15 protein-coding genes are annotated in these 15,815 nt (G+C 72.7%); 5 read left to right on the forward strand and 10 right to left on the reverse strand.

Annotated features, from left to right (window positions below; translation table 11 throughout):
* Positions 1-117: 117 nt before the first annotated feature.
* Positions 118-729 carry a response regulator transcription factor gene (locus tag ACP4IX_RS13200; protein ID WP_003948568.1) on the reverse strand — a complete coding sequence of 204 codons (612 nt, stop codon included), beginning with the start codon at positions 727-729 and terminating at the stop codon, positions 118-120.
* 390 nt (positions 730-1,119) lie between these two features.
* Between ACP4IX_RS13200 and ACP4IX_RS13205 the strand changes: the two genes are divergently transcribed.
* Positions 1,120-1,458 carry a WhiB family transcriptional regulator gene (locus ACP4IX_RS13205; protein ID WP_426523653.1) on the forward strand — a complete coding sequence of 113 codons (339 nt, stop codon included), beginning with the start codon at positions 1,120-1,122 and terminating at the stop codon, positions 1,456-1,458.
* Between the two features lie 184 nt (positions 1,459-1,642).
* Here the strand turns inward: ACP4IX_RS13205 and ACP4IX_RS13210 are convergent, their stop codons facing one another.
* Entirely contained in the window at positions 1,643-2,563 is a 921-nt protein-coding gene (locus ACP4IX_RS13210; RefSeq protein WP_426523652.1) for a LysR family transcriptional regulator, read from the reverse strand.
* Positions 2,564-2,714: 151 nt separating this feature from the next.
* Between ACP4IX_RS13210 and ACP4IX_RS13215 the strand changes: the two genes are divergently transcribed.
* The 3 genes from ACP4IX_RS13215 (at position 2,715) to ACP4IX_RS13225 (ending at position 6,058) form a co-directional block, all read left to right on the forward strand.
* Positions 2,715-3,383 carry an MOSC domain-containing protein gene (locus tag ACP4IX_RS13215; RefSeq protein ID WP_426523660.1) on the forward strand — a complete coding sequence of 223 codons (669 nt, stop codon included), beginning with the start codon at positions 2,715-2,717 and terminating at the stop codon, positions 3,381-3,383.
* Between the two features lie 111 nt (positions 3,384-3,494).
* Positions 3,495-4,268: an SDR family NAD(P)-dependent oxidoreductase gene (locus ACP4IX_RS13220; protein WP_426523651.1), complete on the forward strand. Its 774-nt coding sequence runs from the start codon at positions 3,495-3,497 to the stop codon at positions 4,266-4,268.
* 560 nt (positions 4,269-4,828) lie between these two features.
* Entirely contained in the window at positions 4,829-6,058 is a 1,230-nt protein-coding gene (locus ACP4IX_RS13225) for a hypothetical protein (protein ID WP_426555579.1), read from the forward strand.
* 141 nt (positions 6,059-6,199) lie between these two features.
* On the opposite strand, the gene groL is transcribed toward ACP4IX_RS13225, so the two are convergent.
* The 4 genes from groL to ACP4IX_RS13245 form a co-directional block, all read right to left on the reverse strand.
* Positions 6,200-7,825 carry a chaperonin GroEL gene (groL, locus tag ACP4IX_RS13230; RefSeq protein WP_426523649.1) on the reverse strand — a complete coding sequence of 542 codons (1,626 nt, stop codon included), beginning with the start codon at positions 7,823-7,825 and terminating at the stop codon, positions 6,200-6,202.
* Between the two features lie 120 nt (positions 7,826-7,945).
* Positions 7,946-8,254: a co-chaperone GroES gene (groES, locus tag ACP4IX_RS13235; RefSeq protein WP_055418319.1), complete on the reverse strand. Its 309-nt coding sequence runs from the start codon at positions 8,252-8,254 to the stop codon at positions 7,946-7,948.
* Between the two features lie 216 nt (positions 8,255-8,470).
* Positions 8,471-9,106, reverse strand: coding sequence for a polysaccharide deacetylase family protein (locus ACP4IX_RS13240; protein WP_426523659.1), 636 nt, complete (start codon positions 9,104-9,106; stop codon positions 8,471-8,473).
* A 152-nt stretch (positions 9,107-9,258) separates the two neighbouring features.
* Positions 9,259-10,203, reverse strand: a complete 945-nt coding sequence (locus ACP4IX_RS13245) for a polysaccharide deacetylase family protein (protein WP_426555580.1) — start codon at positions 10,201-10,203, stop codon at positions 9,259-9,261.
* Positions 10,204-10,293: 90 nt separating this feature from the next.
* Here ACP4IX_RS13245 and ACP4IX_RS13250 point away from each other — a divergent pair, with 90 nt between their 5' ends.
* Positions 10,294-11,496 (forward strand): class I SAM-dependent methyltransferase, encoded by a 1,203-nt coding sequence (locus tag ACP4IX_RS13250; RefSeq protein ID WP_426555581.1) that lies wholly within the window; start codon positions 10,294-10,296, stop codon positions 11,494-11,496.
* Here the strand turns inward: ACP4IX_RS13250 and ACP4IX_RS13255 are convergent.
* The 4 genes from ACP4IX_RS13255 to ACP4IX_RS13270 form a co-directional block, all read right to left on the reverse strand.
* Entirely contained in the window at positions 11,493-12,746 is a 1,254-nt protein-coding gene (locus tag ACP4IX_RS13255; protein WP_426555582.1) for an RNA polymerase sigma factor, read from the reverse strand. The two genes, ACP4IX_RS13250 and ACP4IX_RS13255, sit on opposite strands and share 4 nt — an antisense overlap.
* A 55-nt stretch (positions 12,747-12,801) precedes the next feature.
* Positions 12,802-13,158, reverse strand: coding sequence for a YciI family protein (locus tag ACP4IX_RS13260; RefSeq protein WP_426523638.1), 357 nt, complete (start codon positions 13,156-13,158; stop codon positions 12,802-12,804).
* A 121-nt stretch (positions 13,159-13,279) separates the two neighbouring features.
* Positions 13,280-14,317, reverse strand: a complete 1,038-nt coding sequence (locus ACP4IX_RS13265) for an LCP family protein (RefSeq protein ID WP_426555583.1) — start codon at positions 14,315-14,317, stop codon at positions 13,280-13,282.
* 254 nt (positions 14,318-14,571) lie between these two features.
* A complete protein-coding gene (locus ACP4IX_RS13270) occupies positions 14,572-15,624 on the reverse strand; it encodes a LacI family DNA-binding transcriptional regulator (RefSeq protein WP_426523636.1) in 1,053 nt (350 codons plus the stop codon).
* Positions 15,625-15,815 lie beyond the last annotated feature (191 nt).

Consider the following 15,815-nt stretch of genomic DNA (forward strand, 5'->3'; position numbering starts at 1 on the left):
CGGCGAAACGAGCAGCGGGCGCCCGGCGGGTCGCCTTGTCACCCCCGCTCACCTCGCGATAAGCGGGAATCACGGCATCCCCGACGGGCCCTTTCGGCCTCCACCGCACGGGGTGCCCTAGCGGACCAGGCCCCACCGGAAGCCGAGCGCCACCGCGTGTGCCCGGTCCGAGGCGCCGAGCTTCTTGAAGAGCCGCCGGGCGTGCGTCTTGACGGTGTCCTCGGAGAGGAAGAGCTCACGGCCGATCTCCGCGTTGGACCGGCCGTGACTCATGCCCTCCAGAACCTGGATCTCCCGCGCGGTGAGCGTGGGCGCGGCGCCCATCTCCGCCGAGCGCAGCCGGCGCGGGGCGAGCCGCCAGGTCGGATCGGCGAGGGCCTGCGTGACCGTGGCGCGCAGCTCGGCGCGCGAGGCGTCCTTGTGCAGGTAGCCGCGGGCACCGGCGGCGACCGCGAGGGCCACGCCGTCCAGGTCCTCGGCGACGGTGAGCATGATGATGCGCGCGCCCGGGTCGGCGGACAGCAGCCGCCGGACGGTCTCGACGCCGCCCAGGCCGGGCATGCGCACGTCCATCAGGATCAGGTCCGAGCGGTCGGCACCCCAGCGGCGGAGGACTTCCTCGCCGTTGGCCGCCGTCGTCACGCGCTCGACACCGGGCACGGTCGCGACCGCGCGGCGGAGTGCCTCTCGGGCAAGCGGGGAGTCGTCGCAGACGAGGACGGAAGTCATGGCCGTCCTCCGCAGCTGATGCGCGTCACGTTGAGCCTCCAGGCTGGTACGAAATCGTCACCTGTGCGGTCGACCGTCCCGGACGCCCGCCCGAGCACTTGTTCCTTCAACCGCCTCCGCACTCTCAACGACGGTCACTCGAAAGAGTTACGGGGCTGTGTGTCGTCTTCAGCACTCTACGTGAGGGGGTGACCACGCAGCAGACATGCGCGGGGGACCCGCCCGGTTTCACCACAACCCGTGCCCCATTTAGCCGCTTTTCTTCCACTTTGTTGGTGTCTGGAGCTAGATTCGCAATGAGTCATATTTTCATCTCCTTAGATCGCAGTTGTACGGTCGCGGACGCTGTATCCCCGGCATCTACCCATATCGGCTACAAGGGGTCACGCAATGGCAGATTTCTCCCGCCTTCCCGGACCGAACGCGGACCTGTGGGACTGGCAGCTTCTGGCTGCGTGCCGCGGGGTGGACAGCTCGCTCTTCTTCCATCCGGAGGGAGAGCGCGGCGCGGCACGGAGTGCTCGCGAGAACTCGGCCAAGGAGGTCTGCATGAGGTGCCCGGTGCGCGCCGAGTGCGCGGCACACGCGCTGGCGGTACGCGAGCCGTACGGCGTGTGGGGCGGACTGACCGAGGACGAGCGCGAGGAGCTCATGGGACGGGCCCGCCACCGTCTGATGGCGACGACGGCGACGGCGTCGGTCGGAGGGGAGGCAGCCGCACATCACTGAAGGAACGTTTTCTCTGTTACGACCCTCCGATACGGGCCCGCACGTGGTACCCCGCCGATACGGGCCCGCACGCGACACCCCGGCCGACACGGAAGCCGCACACGTACTCCGGGCCGCCGCTCAGCGCGCGCCCACGCACTCCGGACCGCCCCTCAGCGCGCGCCCACGCACTCCGGGCCGCCGCTCAGCGCGCCGCCGACTGGGCCGACGCCGCCCGGGCGAGCTCGTCCAGCGTCGCCGTCACCGCCGGCACCTGGGCCAGGTCGGGCAGGGTGAGGGCGACGATCTCCCGCCGCACCGCCGGTTCCAGCGTCACCGTGCGTACGCCCCGGGGCCGTACGGACTCGACGGCGAGCTGGGGCAGGACGGCCACGCCCAGGCCGGCTCCGACCAGGCCGACGACCGCCGGGTAGTCGTCGGTCGCGAAGTCGATGCGGGGGATGAAGCCGGCCCCCTCGCAGACCTCGACCAACTGCCCGCGGCACCGCGGGCAGCCCGCGATCCAGGGGTCATGGGCCAGTTCCCCGATGGCCACGGAACCGTCGGATCCCGTCCGCGCCAGCCGGTGCCGCTCGGGCACCAGGGCCACGAGGCGGTCGGTCAGCAGGGGCCGTACGACGAGGTCGTCCCACTCCTCCGCGCCGGCCGCGCCCTCGTAGCGGAAGGCGAGCGCCACGTCGCAGTCGCCCTCGCGCAGCAGCTCGACCGACTTCGGCGGCTCGGCCTCCTCCAGGAAGACCCGGGTGCCGGGGTGCGCGGCGCGCAGCGCGGCCAGGGCGGTCGGCACGAGGGTGGAGCTGCCGCTGGGGAAGGAGACCAGCCGGACCCGCCCGGCGCGCAGCCCGGCGATCGCGGCGACCTCCTCCTCGGCCGCCGTGAGCCCGGCGAGGATCCCGGCGGCGTGCCGCACCAGCGCCTCACCGGCCTGGGTCAGCCGCATCTCGCGTCCGGTGCGCACGAGCAGGGGCGTGCCGACGGAGGCCTCCAGGGCCTTCATCTGCTGGCTGACGGCGGGCTGGGTGCAGCCCAGCTCGCGCCCCGCGGCGGAGAAGGAACCGGTCGATGCCACGGCGCGCAGCACACGGAGATGACGAGCCTCGATCACACCTTTGAGGATAGGCGACGATAAGCGAATCTTTGATCGGGCACCGAAAAACGCGTCGACGCTTTCATGGCGCGTGTCCTACCGTTCCGCCATGAGCCGTTCCGCCATGAGGCGTACCGCGGTGAGCCGTCCCGCCGTGAGCCGTCCCGCCATGAAGCTGCTGTCCGTCAACCTGGGCCGTGCGAAGACCGTGCCGTACACGGACCACCCCGAGGGCGTCACCGGCATCGACAAGCAGCCGGCCGACGGGGCCGTTCGGGTGACGGCACCCGGGCCGAAGGGCGTCGGGGGGAGCGGGCTGGCCGGGGACGCGGTGTGCGACACGCGTCATCACGGGGGCGACGACCAGGCGGTGTACGCCATGGCGCGCGAGGACCTGGACGACTGGGAACGCGAGCTGGGCCGGCCGCTGCGGAACGGCGCGTTCGGCGAGAACCTCACCCTCACGGGCCTGGACGTGTCCGGAGCCCTGATCGGCGAGCGCTGGCGGCTCGGCCCCGACCTGGTGCTGGAGGTGACCTGCGGCCGTATCCCCTGCCGCACCTTCCAGGGGCATCTGGGTGAGGCGCGGTGGGTGAAGCGGTTCACGGAGAAGGGTGCGCCGGGCGCGTACCTGCGGGTGATCGAGCCGGGTTCGATACGCGCGGGCGACCCGGTCGAGATCGTGCACCGGCCCGGCCACGAGGTGACGGTGGCAATGGAGTTCCGGGCGGTGACGACGGAGCGGGAGCTGCTGCCCCGGCTGCTCGCGGCGGGCGGGGCGCTGCACCCGGAGTCGCTGGCGGCGGCGCGGAAGTACGCGGAGGCGCACGGCGCCTGACGGGACCTCACCGAGCCCGCGCCGGTGCCGTCTTCACCGGCTCTTCACCGGTCGCGGGCCCACCTGGCGAACGAAGCGGACGTGCTCGGTCCGGACCCATAACCTTGCGCCATGACAACGGCATTGATTACGGGATCGACGGCGGGCATCGGCGCCGCGTTCGCGCGGCGGCTGGCGGCCGACGGACACGACCTGGTGCTGGTGGCCCGCGACACCGAGCGGCTGCGCGACCAGGCGACCGAACTGCACGACCGGCACGGCATCGAGGCGGAGGTCCTGACGGCCGACCTGTCGACGGACGCCGGCATCGACGCGGTGGCCGCCCGGCTGGGCGAGCGCCGGCACCCCGTCGACCTGCTGATCAACAACGCCGGATTCGGCAACAAGGGCCGTTTCCTCGACGTCTCCATGGCCGACGAGCTGACCATGCTCAAGGTGCACTGCGAGGCGGTGCTGCGGCTGACCTCGGCGGCGACGGAGGCGATGCGGGGGCGGGGCCGCGGCGGCGTGGTCAACGTGGCCTCGGTCGCGGCCTTCGTCCCGCGCGGCACGTACGGCGCCTCCAAGGCGTGGGTCGTGCAGTTCACCCAGGGCGTGGCGAAGGACCTGGCCGGCAGCGGGGTACGCCTGATGGCCCTGTGCCCCGGCTTCGTGCGCACGGAGTTCCACGAGCGGGCGGGCATGGGCACGGACAACATCCCCGGCTGGATGTGGCTCGACGCCGACAAGGTCGTCGCGGCGGCCCTCGACGACCTTTCCCGCGGCAAGTCCCTGTCGATCCCCGACCCTCGCTACAAGGCCCTGATGGGGGCGGCGAAGCTGGTGCCGCGGGGGATGCTGGGCGGGATCACCTCGCGTACGGGGCGGAAGTACGGGCCGCAGTGACAGGGGGCGGGTCGGGCGCCCCCTTCGCTGAGCAGAGGGGCCGCCGGCCCGTGGCGTTCCGCGGCGGAGCGCCGCCGCCCCAGCCCCACGCCCAGCCCGCGACCACCGCGTCACCGCACGCGGACGAGAACCACCCCGCCCGGCAGCACCCCCAGGCCCCCGCCTGTCCAACCGCCTCGCAGGTACCCGCGAGTGCGTGCGCCGGCGACCACGTGCAACCGCTGCTGCGCAGGCCCGTGGGGACGAGACCCGCTGCCCGCGCTGTGCAAGCCGTCCGACCGTCGTCTCCGGTTCGACCGCCATGGCGCCCAGCGACCACGGGGTCTTCGAAAGCCTCGGCGTCCATGACGAGGTCTGACAGCGCTGCCGGAGCGGGCGGCACGGTGGCCCCGAAGGGGCCCGGCGCCGTGAACGGTCGGCTACCCGGGAGTGGACCGTCACCCGAACGTGTGATCCACCCACGTCCGTGGCCGGCCTCGTGCCCGGGCGACGTAACGTCAGGTGGCTGCGCCCGCAGCGGGCGGGAGGCCGCAGGCCGGCAAGGGAGAGGGTGGCATCGGATGAGCGCGGGCACTGGTGACCGGGGCGGACTGTTCGCCGACGGCGCCGACAGCGGGCGTACGGACAGGGGAAGGCCCGACCGGGGAGCGGTGCCCGGCGGAGGGACGGTGATGTTCTCCGACGCTCCCGGCTGCGGGGGGCCTTCGGCGGCCCCCGCCTCGGCCCGCCCCGGCGCCGGGGCTGCCTCCGTCCCGCGCGCCCGGCCCGCCCCGCGTCCCCGGCCCGGCGGTGTCCCCGCCGGGCACCTGGGCGCGGGGCGATGGGGGAAGGTCGCGCAGCGGATCGTGCCGGACGACCTCCAGCCCGACGCGCTGCGCCTGGAGCTGACCGAACTCGGGGACGCGTTCCGCGCGTACCAGCGGCGCACCGAACCGGACCTCGCCGTCCTCGCCGAACTCCACGACCGCAAGGCCCGCGCCTTCGCCCTGTGGGCCGACGTCACCGGCGACGCGTCCCTGCGGGAGGAAGCGGACCGGGCCGCGACGGCCGCGCGGACCACCCGCGAGATGGACGTCAACCGGCGCGGCATCCCGGTGGACGGGGAGGGGCCGGTCGTCGAGCGGTTGCTGACCCGGGGCCAGGGCGTCCACGCCCGCCGTGTGCTGGAGCACGTCCGGGCCGGCTCCCCGCTCCCCGAGGCCGAGGCGCGGCTCGCGGTGCTCATGCTCACCCTGCGGGCCGCGCGCGCCGGTACCGGGAACGTCACCGGGCAGGACCTCATCGGCTGGCTGCAGGGAGACGCCGAGCGGGTGCTCCAGCAGCTGGTCGACGTCGGCTGGCTGCGGCTGCCGGAGGATGTCTCCGCCGACGACGCGCTGACGTCGCGGCCCGAGGAGCCCACCCAGGTCACGGTCCCCACGCTGCTGCCCACCGAGCCCCGCCCGTTCTCCTTCGGCAAGGTCACCCGGGCGAGGCTCTCGGGGTGGGCGCAGAAGGTGGTGGGCGACCGGAAGCTCAGGAAGAAGAAGGCTGGTGCGGCCACGCGGCTCCTCGCCGTGTACACCGCCGCCCACAGCCGTCCCGACGGGCGTCTCGGAGGCGCCGGCGAGGACGTCGGCCTCGCGCTGGACACGGTCGCCTCGTTCTGCGCCGTACGGCCCGAGGACGTCGCCGAGCACGCCGGAGTGCTGATCGCCGCCGGCTGGCTCGTGGAGGAGGCCGACACCGCCGGAGGGCGGCTGCGGGGGCGGCTCGCCGAACGGGTACTGCCGCTGAGCGGGCTGTTGTGACGGCTCCAGCGGGCTGCTGTGACGGCTCCACGGTGACGCCGGCGTTCGCGGAGACGCGCGGTGCCCGGCACCCCCCGTGGGGGTGCCGGGCACCGTCGGCTCGGTGAGCTCGGTTCAGCTCAGCTCAGCTCAGCGCTGCGCTCAGTGCGAGTGGCCGTGGCCGTGGCCCGCGGCGGCCGGCTCTTCCTCTTCCTTCTTCTCGACGACCAGGGTCTCGGTCGTCAGGAGGAGGGAGGCGATGGAGGCGGCGTTCTCCAGGGCGGAGCGGGTGACCTTCACCGGGTCGATGACGCCGGCCTTGACCAGGTCGCCGTACTCGCCGGTGGCGGCGTTGAAGCCCTGGCCCTTGTCGAGCTCGGCGACCTTGGAGGTGATGACGTAACCCTCCAGGCCGGCGTTCTCGGCGATCCAGCGCAGCGGCTCGACGGCGGCGCGGCGGACGACCGCGACACCCGTGGCCTCGTCGCCGGTCTTGCCGAGGTTGCCCTCGAGGACCTTGACGGCGTGGACCAGCGCGGAGCCACCACCGGAGACGATGCCCTCCTCGACCGCGGCGCGGGTCGCGGAGATGGCGTCCTCCAGACGGTGCTTGCGCTCCTTCAGCTCCACCTCGGTGGCGGCGCCGACCTTGATCACGCACACGCCGCCGGCCAGCTTCGCGAGACGCTCCTGGAGCTTCTCGCGGTCCCAGTCGGAGTCCGTGTTCTCGATCTCGGCCTTGATCTGGTTGATGCGGCCCTCGACCTCGTCGCGCTTGCCGGCACCGTCGACGATCGTGGTGTCGTCCTTGGTGACGGTGATGCGACGGGCGGTGCCGAGCACCTCCAGGCCGACCTGGTCGAGCTTGAGGCCGACCTCCTCGGAGATGACCGTGGCGCCGGTGAGGACGGCCATGTCCTGCAGCATCGCCTTGCGGCGGTCGCCGAAGCCGGGGGCCTTGACGGCCACCGCGTTGAAGGTGCCGCGGATCTTGTTCACGACGAGGGTGGAGAGCGCCTCGCCCTCGAGGTCCTCGGCGATGATCAGCAGCGGCTTGGAGGCACCCGCCTGGATGACCTTCTCCAGCAGCGGCAGCAGGTCCGCGATGGAGGAGATCTTGCCCTGGTTGATGAGGATGTAGGGGTCCTCCAGGACGGCTTCCATGCGCTCCTGGTCCGTCACGAAGTACGGCGACAGGTAGCCCTTGTCGAAGGCCATGCCCTCGGTGAAGTCCAGCTCCAGACCGAAGGTGTTGGACTCCTCGACGGTGATGACACCGTCCTTGCCGACCTTGTCCATCGCCTCGGCAATCAGCTCGCCGACCTGCTGGTCCTGGGCGGACAGCGCGGCCACGGCGGCGATGTCGGACTTCTCCTCGATCGGGCGCGCGGTGGCGAGGAGGTCCTCGGACACGGCGGCGACGGCCGCGTCGATGCCCTTCTTCAGCAGCGCCGGGGAGGCACCGGCGGCGACGTTCCGCAGGCCTTCGCGGACCAGCGCCTGGGCCAGGACGGTGGCGGTGGTGGTGCCGTCACCCGCGATGTCGTTGGTCTTGGTCGCCACCTCCTTCACCAGCTGGGCACCGAGGTTCTCGTACGGGTCCTCGATCTCGACCTCGCGGGCGATCGTGACACCGTCGTTGGTGATGGTCGGGGCGCCGAACTTCTTGTCGATGACGACGTTGCGGCCCTTGGGGCCGATCGTCACCTTCACCGTGTCGGCGAGCTTGTTGACGCCGCGCTCGAGGGCGCGACGGGCGTCCTCGTCGAACTTCAGGATCTTCGCCATGGGAGCGTGAGCCCTCTTCCGGAAATCTTGGGGTTATACGGCGCTGCGCCCCCGGCGCCCGGCTTTTTTATGGTCGCGGGAGCCAGGGGCGCAGCTGGAAAGCAAGGTGCTTCGGGTGAACTACTTCTCGACGATCGCGAGCACGTCGCGGGCCGAGAGGACGAGGTACTCCTCGCCGTTGTACTTCACCTCGGTGCCGCCGTACTTGCTGTAGAGCACGACGTCGCCGACGGTGACGTCGAGCGGAAGACGGTTGCCGTCCTCGAAGCGGCCCGGGCCGACGGCCAGGACGACGCCCTCCTGGGGCTTCTCCTTGGCCGTGTCCGGAATGACCAGGCCCGAAGCCGTGGTCTGCTCGGCGTCGAGCGGCTGGACCACAATGCGGTCCTCGAGCGGCTTGATGGCAACCTTGGAGCTGGTGGTCGTCACGATCCGACCTCCCCCTTCGGAGATCTCACGGGGTTAACTGTCTGAGGTGGCGACCAGGTGGATCCGTCGTCGCGGGTGCCGGACCTGCCCGTCGCGTCATTGGCACTCTCCAGTGGGGAGTGCCAGAGCCGAGACTATGACCGCGATTAGCACTCGGTCAAGCGGAGTGCCAATGTCGGCGGCGCGTCGGGGATCCTGTACCGACCGGCGTCGGTGTCAGAGGTAGTCCTCCAGGCGTCCCACCCGCAGACCCTGCTCCTCGATCTCCCCCAGCAAACGCCCGGTGCGCGCGCTCACGCCCACGCCCGTCGGGTGGTCCGGGGCGACGGACACGATGTCGCCCGGGTGGAGGCGGCGGTCGCCGCGGGTGTAGGTGAGGTCCCCGCCGGCGTTCAGGGTCGCCCGCCACAGGACGACGGCCGTGATGCCGCACTCGGCGGCGGCGCGCAGGGTCGTGGTGTCGTACCTGCCGTAGGGCGGGCGGAAGAGGTGCGGACGGACGCCGAAGCGGGACTTGAGCTTGGTCTGCTGGCCGCAGATCTCGGCGCGCTGGCCGGCGTAGGGCAGGCCGCGCAGGGAACGGTGGTCGAGGGTGTGGTTCTGCAGGCTCGCGCCGACCGAGCGCAGCCGGGCGAAGTGGCCGTACGCGGGTCCGGCGACGGTGTCGGTGAGGAACAGGGTGACCGGGAGCCGTCGTTCACGGACCAGGCCGGCGAAGTGCGGGTCGCGTTCGGCGCTGTCGTCGAAGGTGAGGAAGACGACCGGGTCGGTGGTGCGGACGTGGTCCACGACGGGCGGCAGGGCCTGTCCCCGTCCGTTGCCCCGACCGGCACCTTGCCCGTTGCCCTGCATGCTGCCCGGCCCGTTGCCCTGGATACCGCCGTGGACCCCCGCCCGGGCCTGTTCCGCGACGGGCGGGGGCTGGGCGGGGCCCGCGAACTGTGCGCAGCCGGTGAGCAGGACGGCGGCCAGGGCGGCCCCGGTCGGCCGGAACCGCCCGCACCTCACAGGTAGTCCTCCAGCCGGGCCACCGCGTATCCCTCCGCCGTCACCTTGTCGAGGAACTCGCGGGCCATGTCGCGCATGGTGCCGCCCCAGTCGTCCTCGCCCCGGAAGTGGGTGAGGACGATGTCGCCGGGGTGGATCTCGCGGTCCCACTCGCGGTAGTCCCAGTGGTCGGCGAAGACCTCCGCGTTCCAGATCGGGGCGTACTCGATGCCGCAGGCCTTGGCGGCGCGCAGGGTGTCGCGGTTGTAGTTGCCGTAGGGCGGACGGAAGAGGGTCGGGCGCTCGCCGTAGCGCTCCTCGATCACGTCCTGCATGCCGCAGATCTCGCGCTTCTGGCCGGCGTAGGACAGGCCGGGCAGGTAGGGGTGGTGAAGGGTGTGGTTGTTGAGGGTGACGCCGCGGTCCTGCATCCGCCCGAAGTAGCCGTAGTCCTCCTTCGCCAGGTAGTCGCTGATGAAGGCCGTGTACGGGATCTTCAGCTCGCTCATCATCCGCAGGAACGCCGGGTCCTTCTCGGCGCCGTCGTCGATGGTGAGGAAGACGATCTTCTCCTTGGTGGGGATCGAGGTGAAGACCGGCGGGAGGTTCTCCTGGCCGTCCACCTCGAAGCCCTCGCGCGCCTTGATCTCCGGCTTCTTCTCGGGGGGCGGGGGCGCCGTCAGCGGGACCTTCTTCAGCTTCCAGCGCTCGGCTGCGGCGACCCGGGCCGCCTGGGCCGCGCGCAGTTCGGACGCGTAGGCGTCGAGCGCGCGGGCCGGGGGTGCCTGCAGGGGCTGCCCGCCGGCGGCGCCCCGCCCCTGGGAGGCGTCCTGCGCACAGCCGGAGGACGCGAGGGCGGCGAGGGCGAGGGCGGCGAGGCCGCCGCGCGTCCGGAACCCCGGAGAGGACGTCCGGAACACTCCGCACGCCCGGCTTTTGTCGGTTTGTACGACTGCTCGCATGGTGCCGGATCCTCCCAGCCCCCGGCCGTCGGACCCCGCCCGACACCGCGCCGGAGGCACACCGTCCACCGACTGGCCCACAATGTTCCGGTGAACGACCTCGACGCCCTCCTCGCCCTGCTCACCCCCGAGGGCCGCGCCCTCCTCGACGAGGTGCGCGACACCGACCCCACGCAGGAACTGGCGGTCGCGACCCGGCTGCGGCGCACGCATCCGGCCGGGCTGGTGTCCGCGGCGCTCGGCCAGGCCCGGCTGCGGCAGCGGGCGGTGGCGAAGTTCGGTGCCGAGGACGCCGGGCGGATGTTCTTCACCCCCAACGGGGTCGAGCAGTCGACGCGGGCGAGCGTGGCGGCGTACCGGGCCGGGCGGATGGCGGCGCTGGGCGTGACCTCCGTCGCCGACCTGTGCTGCGGGATCGGCGGCGACGCGATCGCGCTCGCCCGGGCCGGGATCCGGGTGCTGGCCGTGGACCGGGACCCGGCGACCGCGACGGCCGCCCGCGCCAACGCCGAGGCACTGGGGCTGGAGGAGCTGATCGAGGTGCGCGAGGCGGACGTGACCGAGGTGGAGACGCGTGGGTACGACGCCGTGTTCGTCGACCCCGCGCGGCGCGGAGGGCGCGGGCGGATCTTCGACCCGGAGGCGTACTCGCCGCCGCTGTCCTGGGCCGTGGAGGCGGCCCGTACGGCCCCCCGCGCCGCCGCGCTGAAGGTCGCGCCCGGCATCCCGCACGAGGCGGTGCCGGAGGACGCCGAGGCCGAGTGGATCTCCGACGGCGGGGACGTGAAGGAGGCGGTGCTGTGGTTCGGCGGCGCGCGGGGGGCGGTGGCGCCGGGAGCGGGGGCGGTGCGGGCCACGCTGCTGCCGGGGCCGCGCACCCTGCTCGGCACCGGCCTGCCCGACCCGGAGGTCCGCACGCCCGGCCGCTACCTGTACGAGCCGGACGGCGCCGTCATCCGCGCCCACCTCGTCGCCGAGGTCGCCGAACAGGTCGGCGGCGGGCTGCTCGACGCGACCATCGCCTACGTCACCGCGGACGCACTGCTGCCGACGCCGTACGCCACGGCGTACGAGATCACCGACCGGATGCCCTTCAACGTCAAGAAGCTGAAGGCACTGCTGCGGGAGCGCCGGGTCGGCACCCTGACCGTGAAGAAACGGGGCTCGGCGGTCGAGCCGGAGGAACTGCGGCGGAAGGTCAAGCCACAGGGCCCCCACGCGGCCACGGTGTTCATGACCCGGGTCGCGGGGGCACCGACGATGCTGATCGGACACCCGGTGGGCAGGCCCTAACCGCACCGCTCCGCGCGGCGCGTCAGCAGTTCGCGTTCGCGTTCGTTGCGGGCCAGGGAGGCCGCGCGCTCCAACTCCGTGCGGGCCTCGGCCGTACGGCCCAGCCGGAGCAGGAGGTCGCCGCGGACGCTGGGAAGCAGGTGGTAGTCGCGCAGGGCGGGCTCGGCGGCGAGGGCGTCGACGAGGTCGAGTGCCGGGGCGGGACCCTCGGCCATCGACACGGCCACCGCGCGGTTGAGTTCGACGACCGGGGACGGGGCGCGGGCCGCGAGCAGGCCGTAGAGCGCGGCGATGCGGGGCCAGTCGGTCTCCTCGTACGTGTACGCCGTCGCGTGGCAGGCGGCGATCGCTGCCTGGAGCAGGTACGGGCCCGGGCCTTTGGGGCCGGTGGTGGCGTGGGCGCGGTCGAGGGCGGTGACACCGCGGGCGATGAGCATGCGGTTCCAGCGGCGGCGGTTCTGGTCCTCGAGGAGGACCGGTGCGCCGTCGGGTCCGGTGCGGGCGGCAGTACGGGACGCCTGGAACTCCAGCAGGGCCGTCAGTCCGTGGACCTCGGGCTCCTCGGGCATCAGCGCGGAGAGCACGCGGGCCAGGCGCAGGGCGTCCTCGCACAGGGCCGGGCGGAGCCAGTCGTCGCCGGCGGTGGCCGCGTACCCCTCGTTGAAGATCAGGTAGATGACCTCCAGGACCGAGCCGAGACGGGCCGTGCGGTCCGGGCCGCAGGGCACCTCGAAGGCGACGTTCTTCTTGGCCAACGTACGTTTGGCGCGCACGATGCGCTGCGCGACCGTCGCCTCCGGGACGAGGAAGGCGCGAGCGATCTCCGGGGTGGTGAGGCCGCCGAGCAGGCGCAGGGTGAGGGCGATGCGGGCCTCGGCGGACAGCACCGGGTGGCAGGCGGTGAAGACCAGCCGCAGCAGGTCGTCGTCGATGTCGTCCGGGTCGGCGGGCTCCTCGGGCGGCGGGGCCGCGGCGGGCAGGTCCCGGCCGAGCTCCGCCAGCTTGCGGGCGTAGTTCTCGCGGCGCCGGATCAGGTCGACGGCGCGGCGCCGGGCGGTGGCCATGAGCCAGGCGCCCGGGTTGTCGGGCACGCCGTCCCGGGGCCACTGCTCCAAGGCCGCGACCATGGCGTCCTGCGTGAGTTCCTCGGCGATGCCGACGTCCCGGACCAGGCGGGCGACGCCGGCGATGACGCGCGGGGACTCCAGGCGGAAGACCGTCTCGATGGCCTCGGTGGGCTGTGGTTCCACAGCCCACCATGCAACACCCCCGGGCCCGCGAGGCCAAACCGGGCCAGGGCCTGCCCTAGCCCTCCATCAGCTCCCGCACCTCGCAGGTCACCGTCCAGTACTCCTCGTGCACCTTGAGGAAGCGCTTGGTCCACTCGACCGCCTCGGCCTTGTCCTTGGCCTGGAGGAGCGAGTAGCCGCCGATGACCTCCTTGGACTCGGTGAACGGCCCGTCGGTGACGGACAGCTGCCCGCCCTCGTAGTGGACGCGGGTGCCCTGGGCGGTCGGGGTCAGCCCGGCGGTGTCGAGCAGCACGCCGGCCTTCGTCATCTCCTCCATCAGCTTCTCCATCCGCTGCATCAGCTCGGGGCTGGGGCCTCCGGACAGGGCGTCGTTCTCCTCGATGCGGATCAGCGACAGGAAGCGCGGCATGGTGACTCCTCGGGTGGTTCGCGGGCCGGGTCCGTCCCGGCCTCTCACCCGTGCGTCGAACGGGTGGGGCGTGGATCGACAGGTGACCCGGGAATTTCGCGGATTTCCTTCGGGGCTTCCCTCAGCGAAGCGATTCCCACAGCTCACCGGCGTCCGGCTCCAGGGCCACCACCCGGTTGACGTCCCAGGGCGCCGGCAGGACGGGCATCGTCACCGTGCGCACGTCGTCGGCCGACAGGTTCCCGAGGCTGCGGCCGAGGCTCATCAGCTCGCCCAGCGAGTCCAGGCGGGTGTCGGTGGTGAGGCTGCCGGTGACCGCGTCGGCGACCTGGTACAGCCGTGCCGGGTCGGTGAGCAGGTCGGTGGCCGACATCTGCTCCAGCAGCGCCTTGACCAGCTTGTGCTGGAGCTCTATGCGGGCGAGGTCGCTGCCGCCCTCCAGTCCGTACCGGGTGCGGGCCAGACCGAGGGCCTCGGTGCCGTCGAGGTGGTGGGTGCCGGCGTCGAGGTGCAGGTGGCTCTTGTCGTCGTCGATGTCCACGTCCGTGGTGACCGTGACCCCGCCGAGCGCGTCGACCAGCTCGGCGAAACCGGAGAAGTCGATCTCGACGTAGTGGTCCATGCGGACGCCGGTCATCGACTCGACGGTCTTGACCGCGCAGACCGGACCGCCCAGCGCGTAGGCGGTGTTGAACATCGCGCCGCTCGCCTCCCGGGACTCACCGCCGGACGGCAGCGGGCAGGACGGGCGGGTGACGAGCGTGTCGCGGGGGATGCTGACGACGGTGGCGGCGGTCCGGCCCGCGTCGAGGTGGACGACCATCGCGGTGTCCGAGCGGGCGCCCTCGCTGTCACCGCCGCCGAGCTCCTGGTTCTCCTCGCCGCTGCGCGAGTCCGAGCCGAGGACCAGGATGTTCAGGGCGCCGGCGGGCACCGGGGCCGCGTCGGACGGGGCGGAGGGGACGGTGACCGGCCTCGCGGGGCGGTCGTCGCCGAGCGCGCCGTCGATGTCGACGCTCCGGATGTTGCCGTTCAGGTGCCAGTAGGCCCACCCCGCCGCGGCGGCCCCGAGCAGCAGGGCACCGGCCAGGGCGAGGCCTGCCGCCTTCAGCCCCTTCGAGCGGCGGCCCGGCCCGCCCAGCCCGTCCCGCGCAGCCATGCGTCCGCCCCCGCCCGTGCCGGCCCCGTTCGCGTCCCCACCCGAATGCCCCATCGTGAGGAACGTACGTCCGAATTACTGGGAACGGACATACGTGGGTCGTCATTCTGCGTAAATTCTCAGACTTCTCAGACTTCTCAGGCAGCGGAAGGCGGCCGGGCTTCGAGGAGAGCGGAAACCGGTCCGGTCGGTTCGGTTCGAGGGGAGCGGGGGCCGGTCCCGGTCGGTCGAGGAGAGCGGGCGGCCGGTCCCGGTCAGACCGCCGCGGGCGCGCCCGTACTGCTGCGCACCTCCAGGCTGGTGGCCAGCTCCACCCGGGTCGCCGCCGCGGAGCCGTCGTCCCGTCCGAGGTCCAGGACCAGCCGGGCCGCCGCCTCGGCCATCTCCATGAGCGGCTGCCGTACGGTCGTCAACGGCGGCCCCACCCAGCGGGCCACCGGCAGGTCGTCGAACCCGACCACGCTCAGGTCCTGCGGGATGCGCAGCCCCAGCTCCCGCGCGGCCTCGTACAGCCCGAGCGCCTGGAGGTCGTTGCCGGCGAAGACGGCGGTCGGGCGGTCGGGGCGGCGCAGCAGTTCCAGGCCCTGCCGGTAGCCGGCCTCGTGGTGGAAGTCTCCGGTCATGATCAGGTCCGGGTCGACGGGCAGCCCCGCCGTCTCCAGGGCGGCCCGGTAGCCGTCGACGCGGGCGCGGCTGCACATCATCCGGACGGGGCCGCTGATCGCGCCGATGCGGGTGTGCCCGAGGTCGATCAGGTGCCGGGTGGCGGCGAGCCCGCCCTGCCAGTTGGTGGCGCCGATGGACGGCACGTCGGCGCCCGGGTCGCCGGCCGGGTCCATCACCACGAACGGGATGGAGCGGCTGGTGAGCAGGGCCCGCTGGGACTCGTCGAGGCCGGACAGGACGAGGATCACTCCGTGCGGGCGGCGGGCGGCGACCTGGTCGGCCCAGGTCCGGCCGGGCGTGAGGCGCCCCGCGCTCTCGGAGAGGACGACGCTGAGCCCCGTGTCCCGGGCCACGTTCTCCACACCCCGGATGACCTCCATCGCCCAGGCGCTCTCCAGTTCGTGGAAGACCAGGTCGATCAGCGGCGAGCGGGTCGCCTCGGCCCGCCGGCGCCGGTAGCCGTGACCGCGCAGCAGCTCCTCCACGCGGGCCCGGGTCGCGGGGGCGACATCGGCACGGCCATTGAGGACCTTCGAAACAGTCGGCGCCGACACACCGGCCTCACGCGCGATCTCGGCGAGGGTCGCGGTCTGCGCGGACCGCCTTTGCGTCCGGGTTTCAGCGGGCTGCGGGGATGTCATGACGGCGATCGTAACCCTGGGGGCCCTCCTGACGTAGCCCCCGAGCAACCAGCACTATCGGAACATTCGCTATACGTTTCGAAACGTTCGACGCCTCAGTCGCCGCGCGTCCGGCTGATCGGCGGCCGGTGCTCGGCGGCCGGCGGCCGGCGGTCGGCGGCCGGCGGTCGGCGGCCGGCGGCCGGCGGCCG

The organism is Streptomyces sp. WG5 (assembly GCF_049974565.1).
Lineage (GTDB): Bacteria > Actinomycetota > Actinomycetes > Streptomycetales > Streptomycetaceae > Streptomyces.

Coding starts and splice junctions, on each gene's coding strand:
- ACP4IX_RS13200 (WP_003948568.1), bottom strand. CDS start 729: ATGACTTCCGTCCTCGTCTGCGACGACTCCCCGCTTGCCCGAGAGGCA.
- ACP4IX_RS13205 (WP_426523653.1), top strand. CDS start 1,120: ATGGCAGATTTCTCCCGCCTTCCCGGACCGAACGCGGACCTGTGGGAC.
- ACP4IX_RS13215 (WP_426523660.1), top strand. CDS start 2,715: ATGAAGCTGCTGTCCGTCAACCTGGGCCGTGCGAAGACCGTGCCGTAC.
- ACP4IX_RS13220 (WP_426523651.1), top strand. CDS start 3,495: ATGACAACGGCATTGATTACGGGATCGACGGCGGGCATCGGCGCCGCG.
- ACP4IX_RS13225 (WP_426555579.1), top strand. CDS start 4,829: ATGAGCGCGGGCACTGGTGACCGGGGCGGACTGTTCGCCGACGGCGCC.
- groL (WP_426523649.1), bottom strand. CDS start 7,825: ATGGCGAAGATCCTGAAGTTCGACGAGGACGCCCGTCGCGCCCTCGAG.
- ACP4IX_RS13240 (WP_426523659.1), bottom strand. CDS start 9,106: ATGCAGGGCAACGGGCAAGGTGCCGGTCGGGGCAACGGACGGGGACAG.
- ACP4IX_RS13245 (WP_426555580.1), bottom strand. CDS start 10,203: ATGCGAGCAGTCGTACAAACCGACAAAAGCCGGGCGTGCGGAGTGTTC.
- ACP4IX_RS13260 (WP_426523638.1), bottom strand. CDS start 13,158: ATGCCGCGCTTCCTGTCGCTGATCCGCATCGAGGAGAACGACGCCCTG.
- ACP4IX_RS13265 (WP_426555583.1), bottom strand. CDS start 14,317: ATGGCTGCGCGGGACGGGCTGGGCGGGCCGGGCCGCCGCTCGAAGGGG.
- ACP4IX_RS13270 (WP_426523636.1), bottom strand. CDS start 15,624: ATGACATCCCCGCAGCCCGCTGAAACCCGGACGCAAAGGCGGTCCGCG.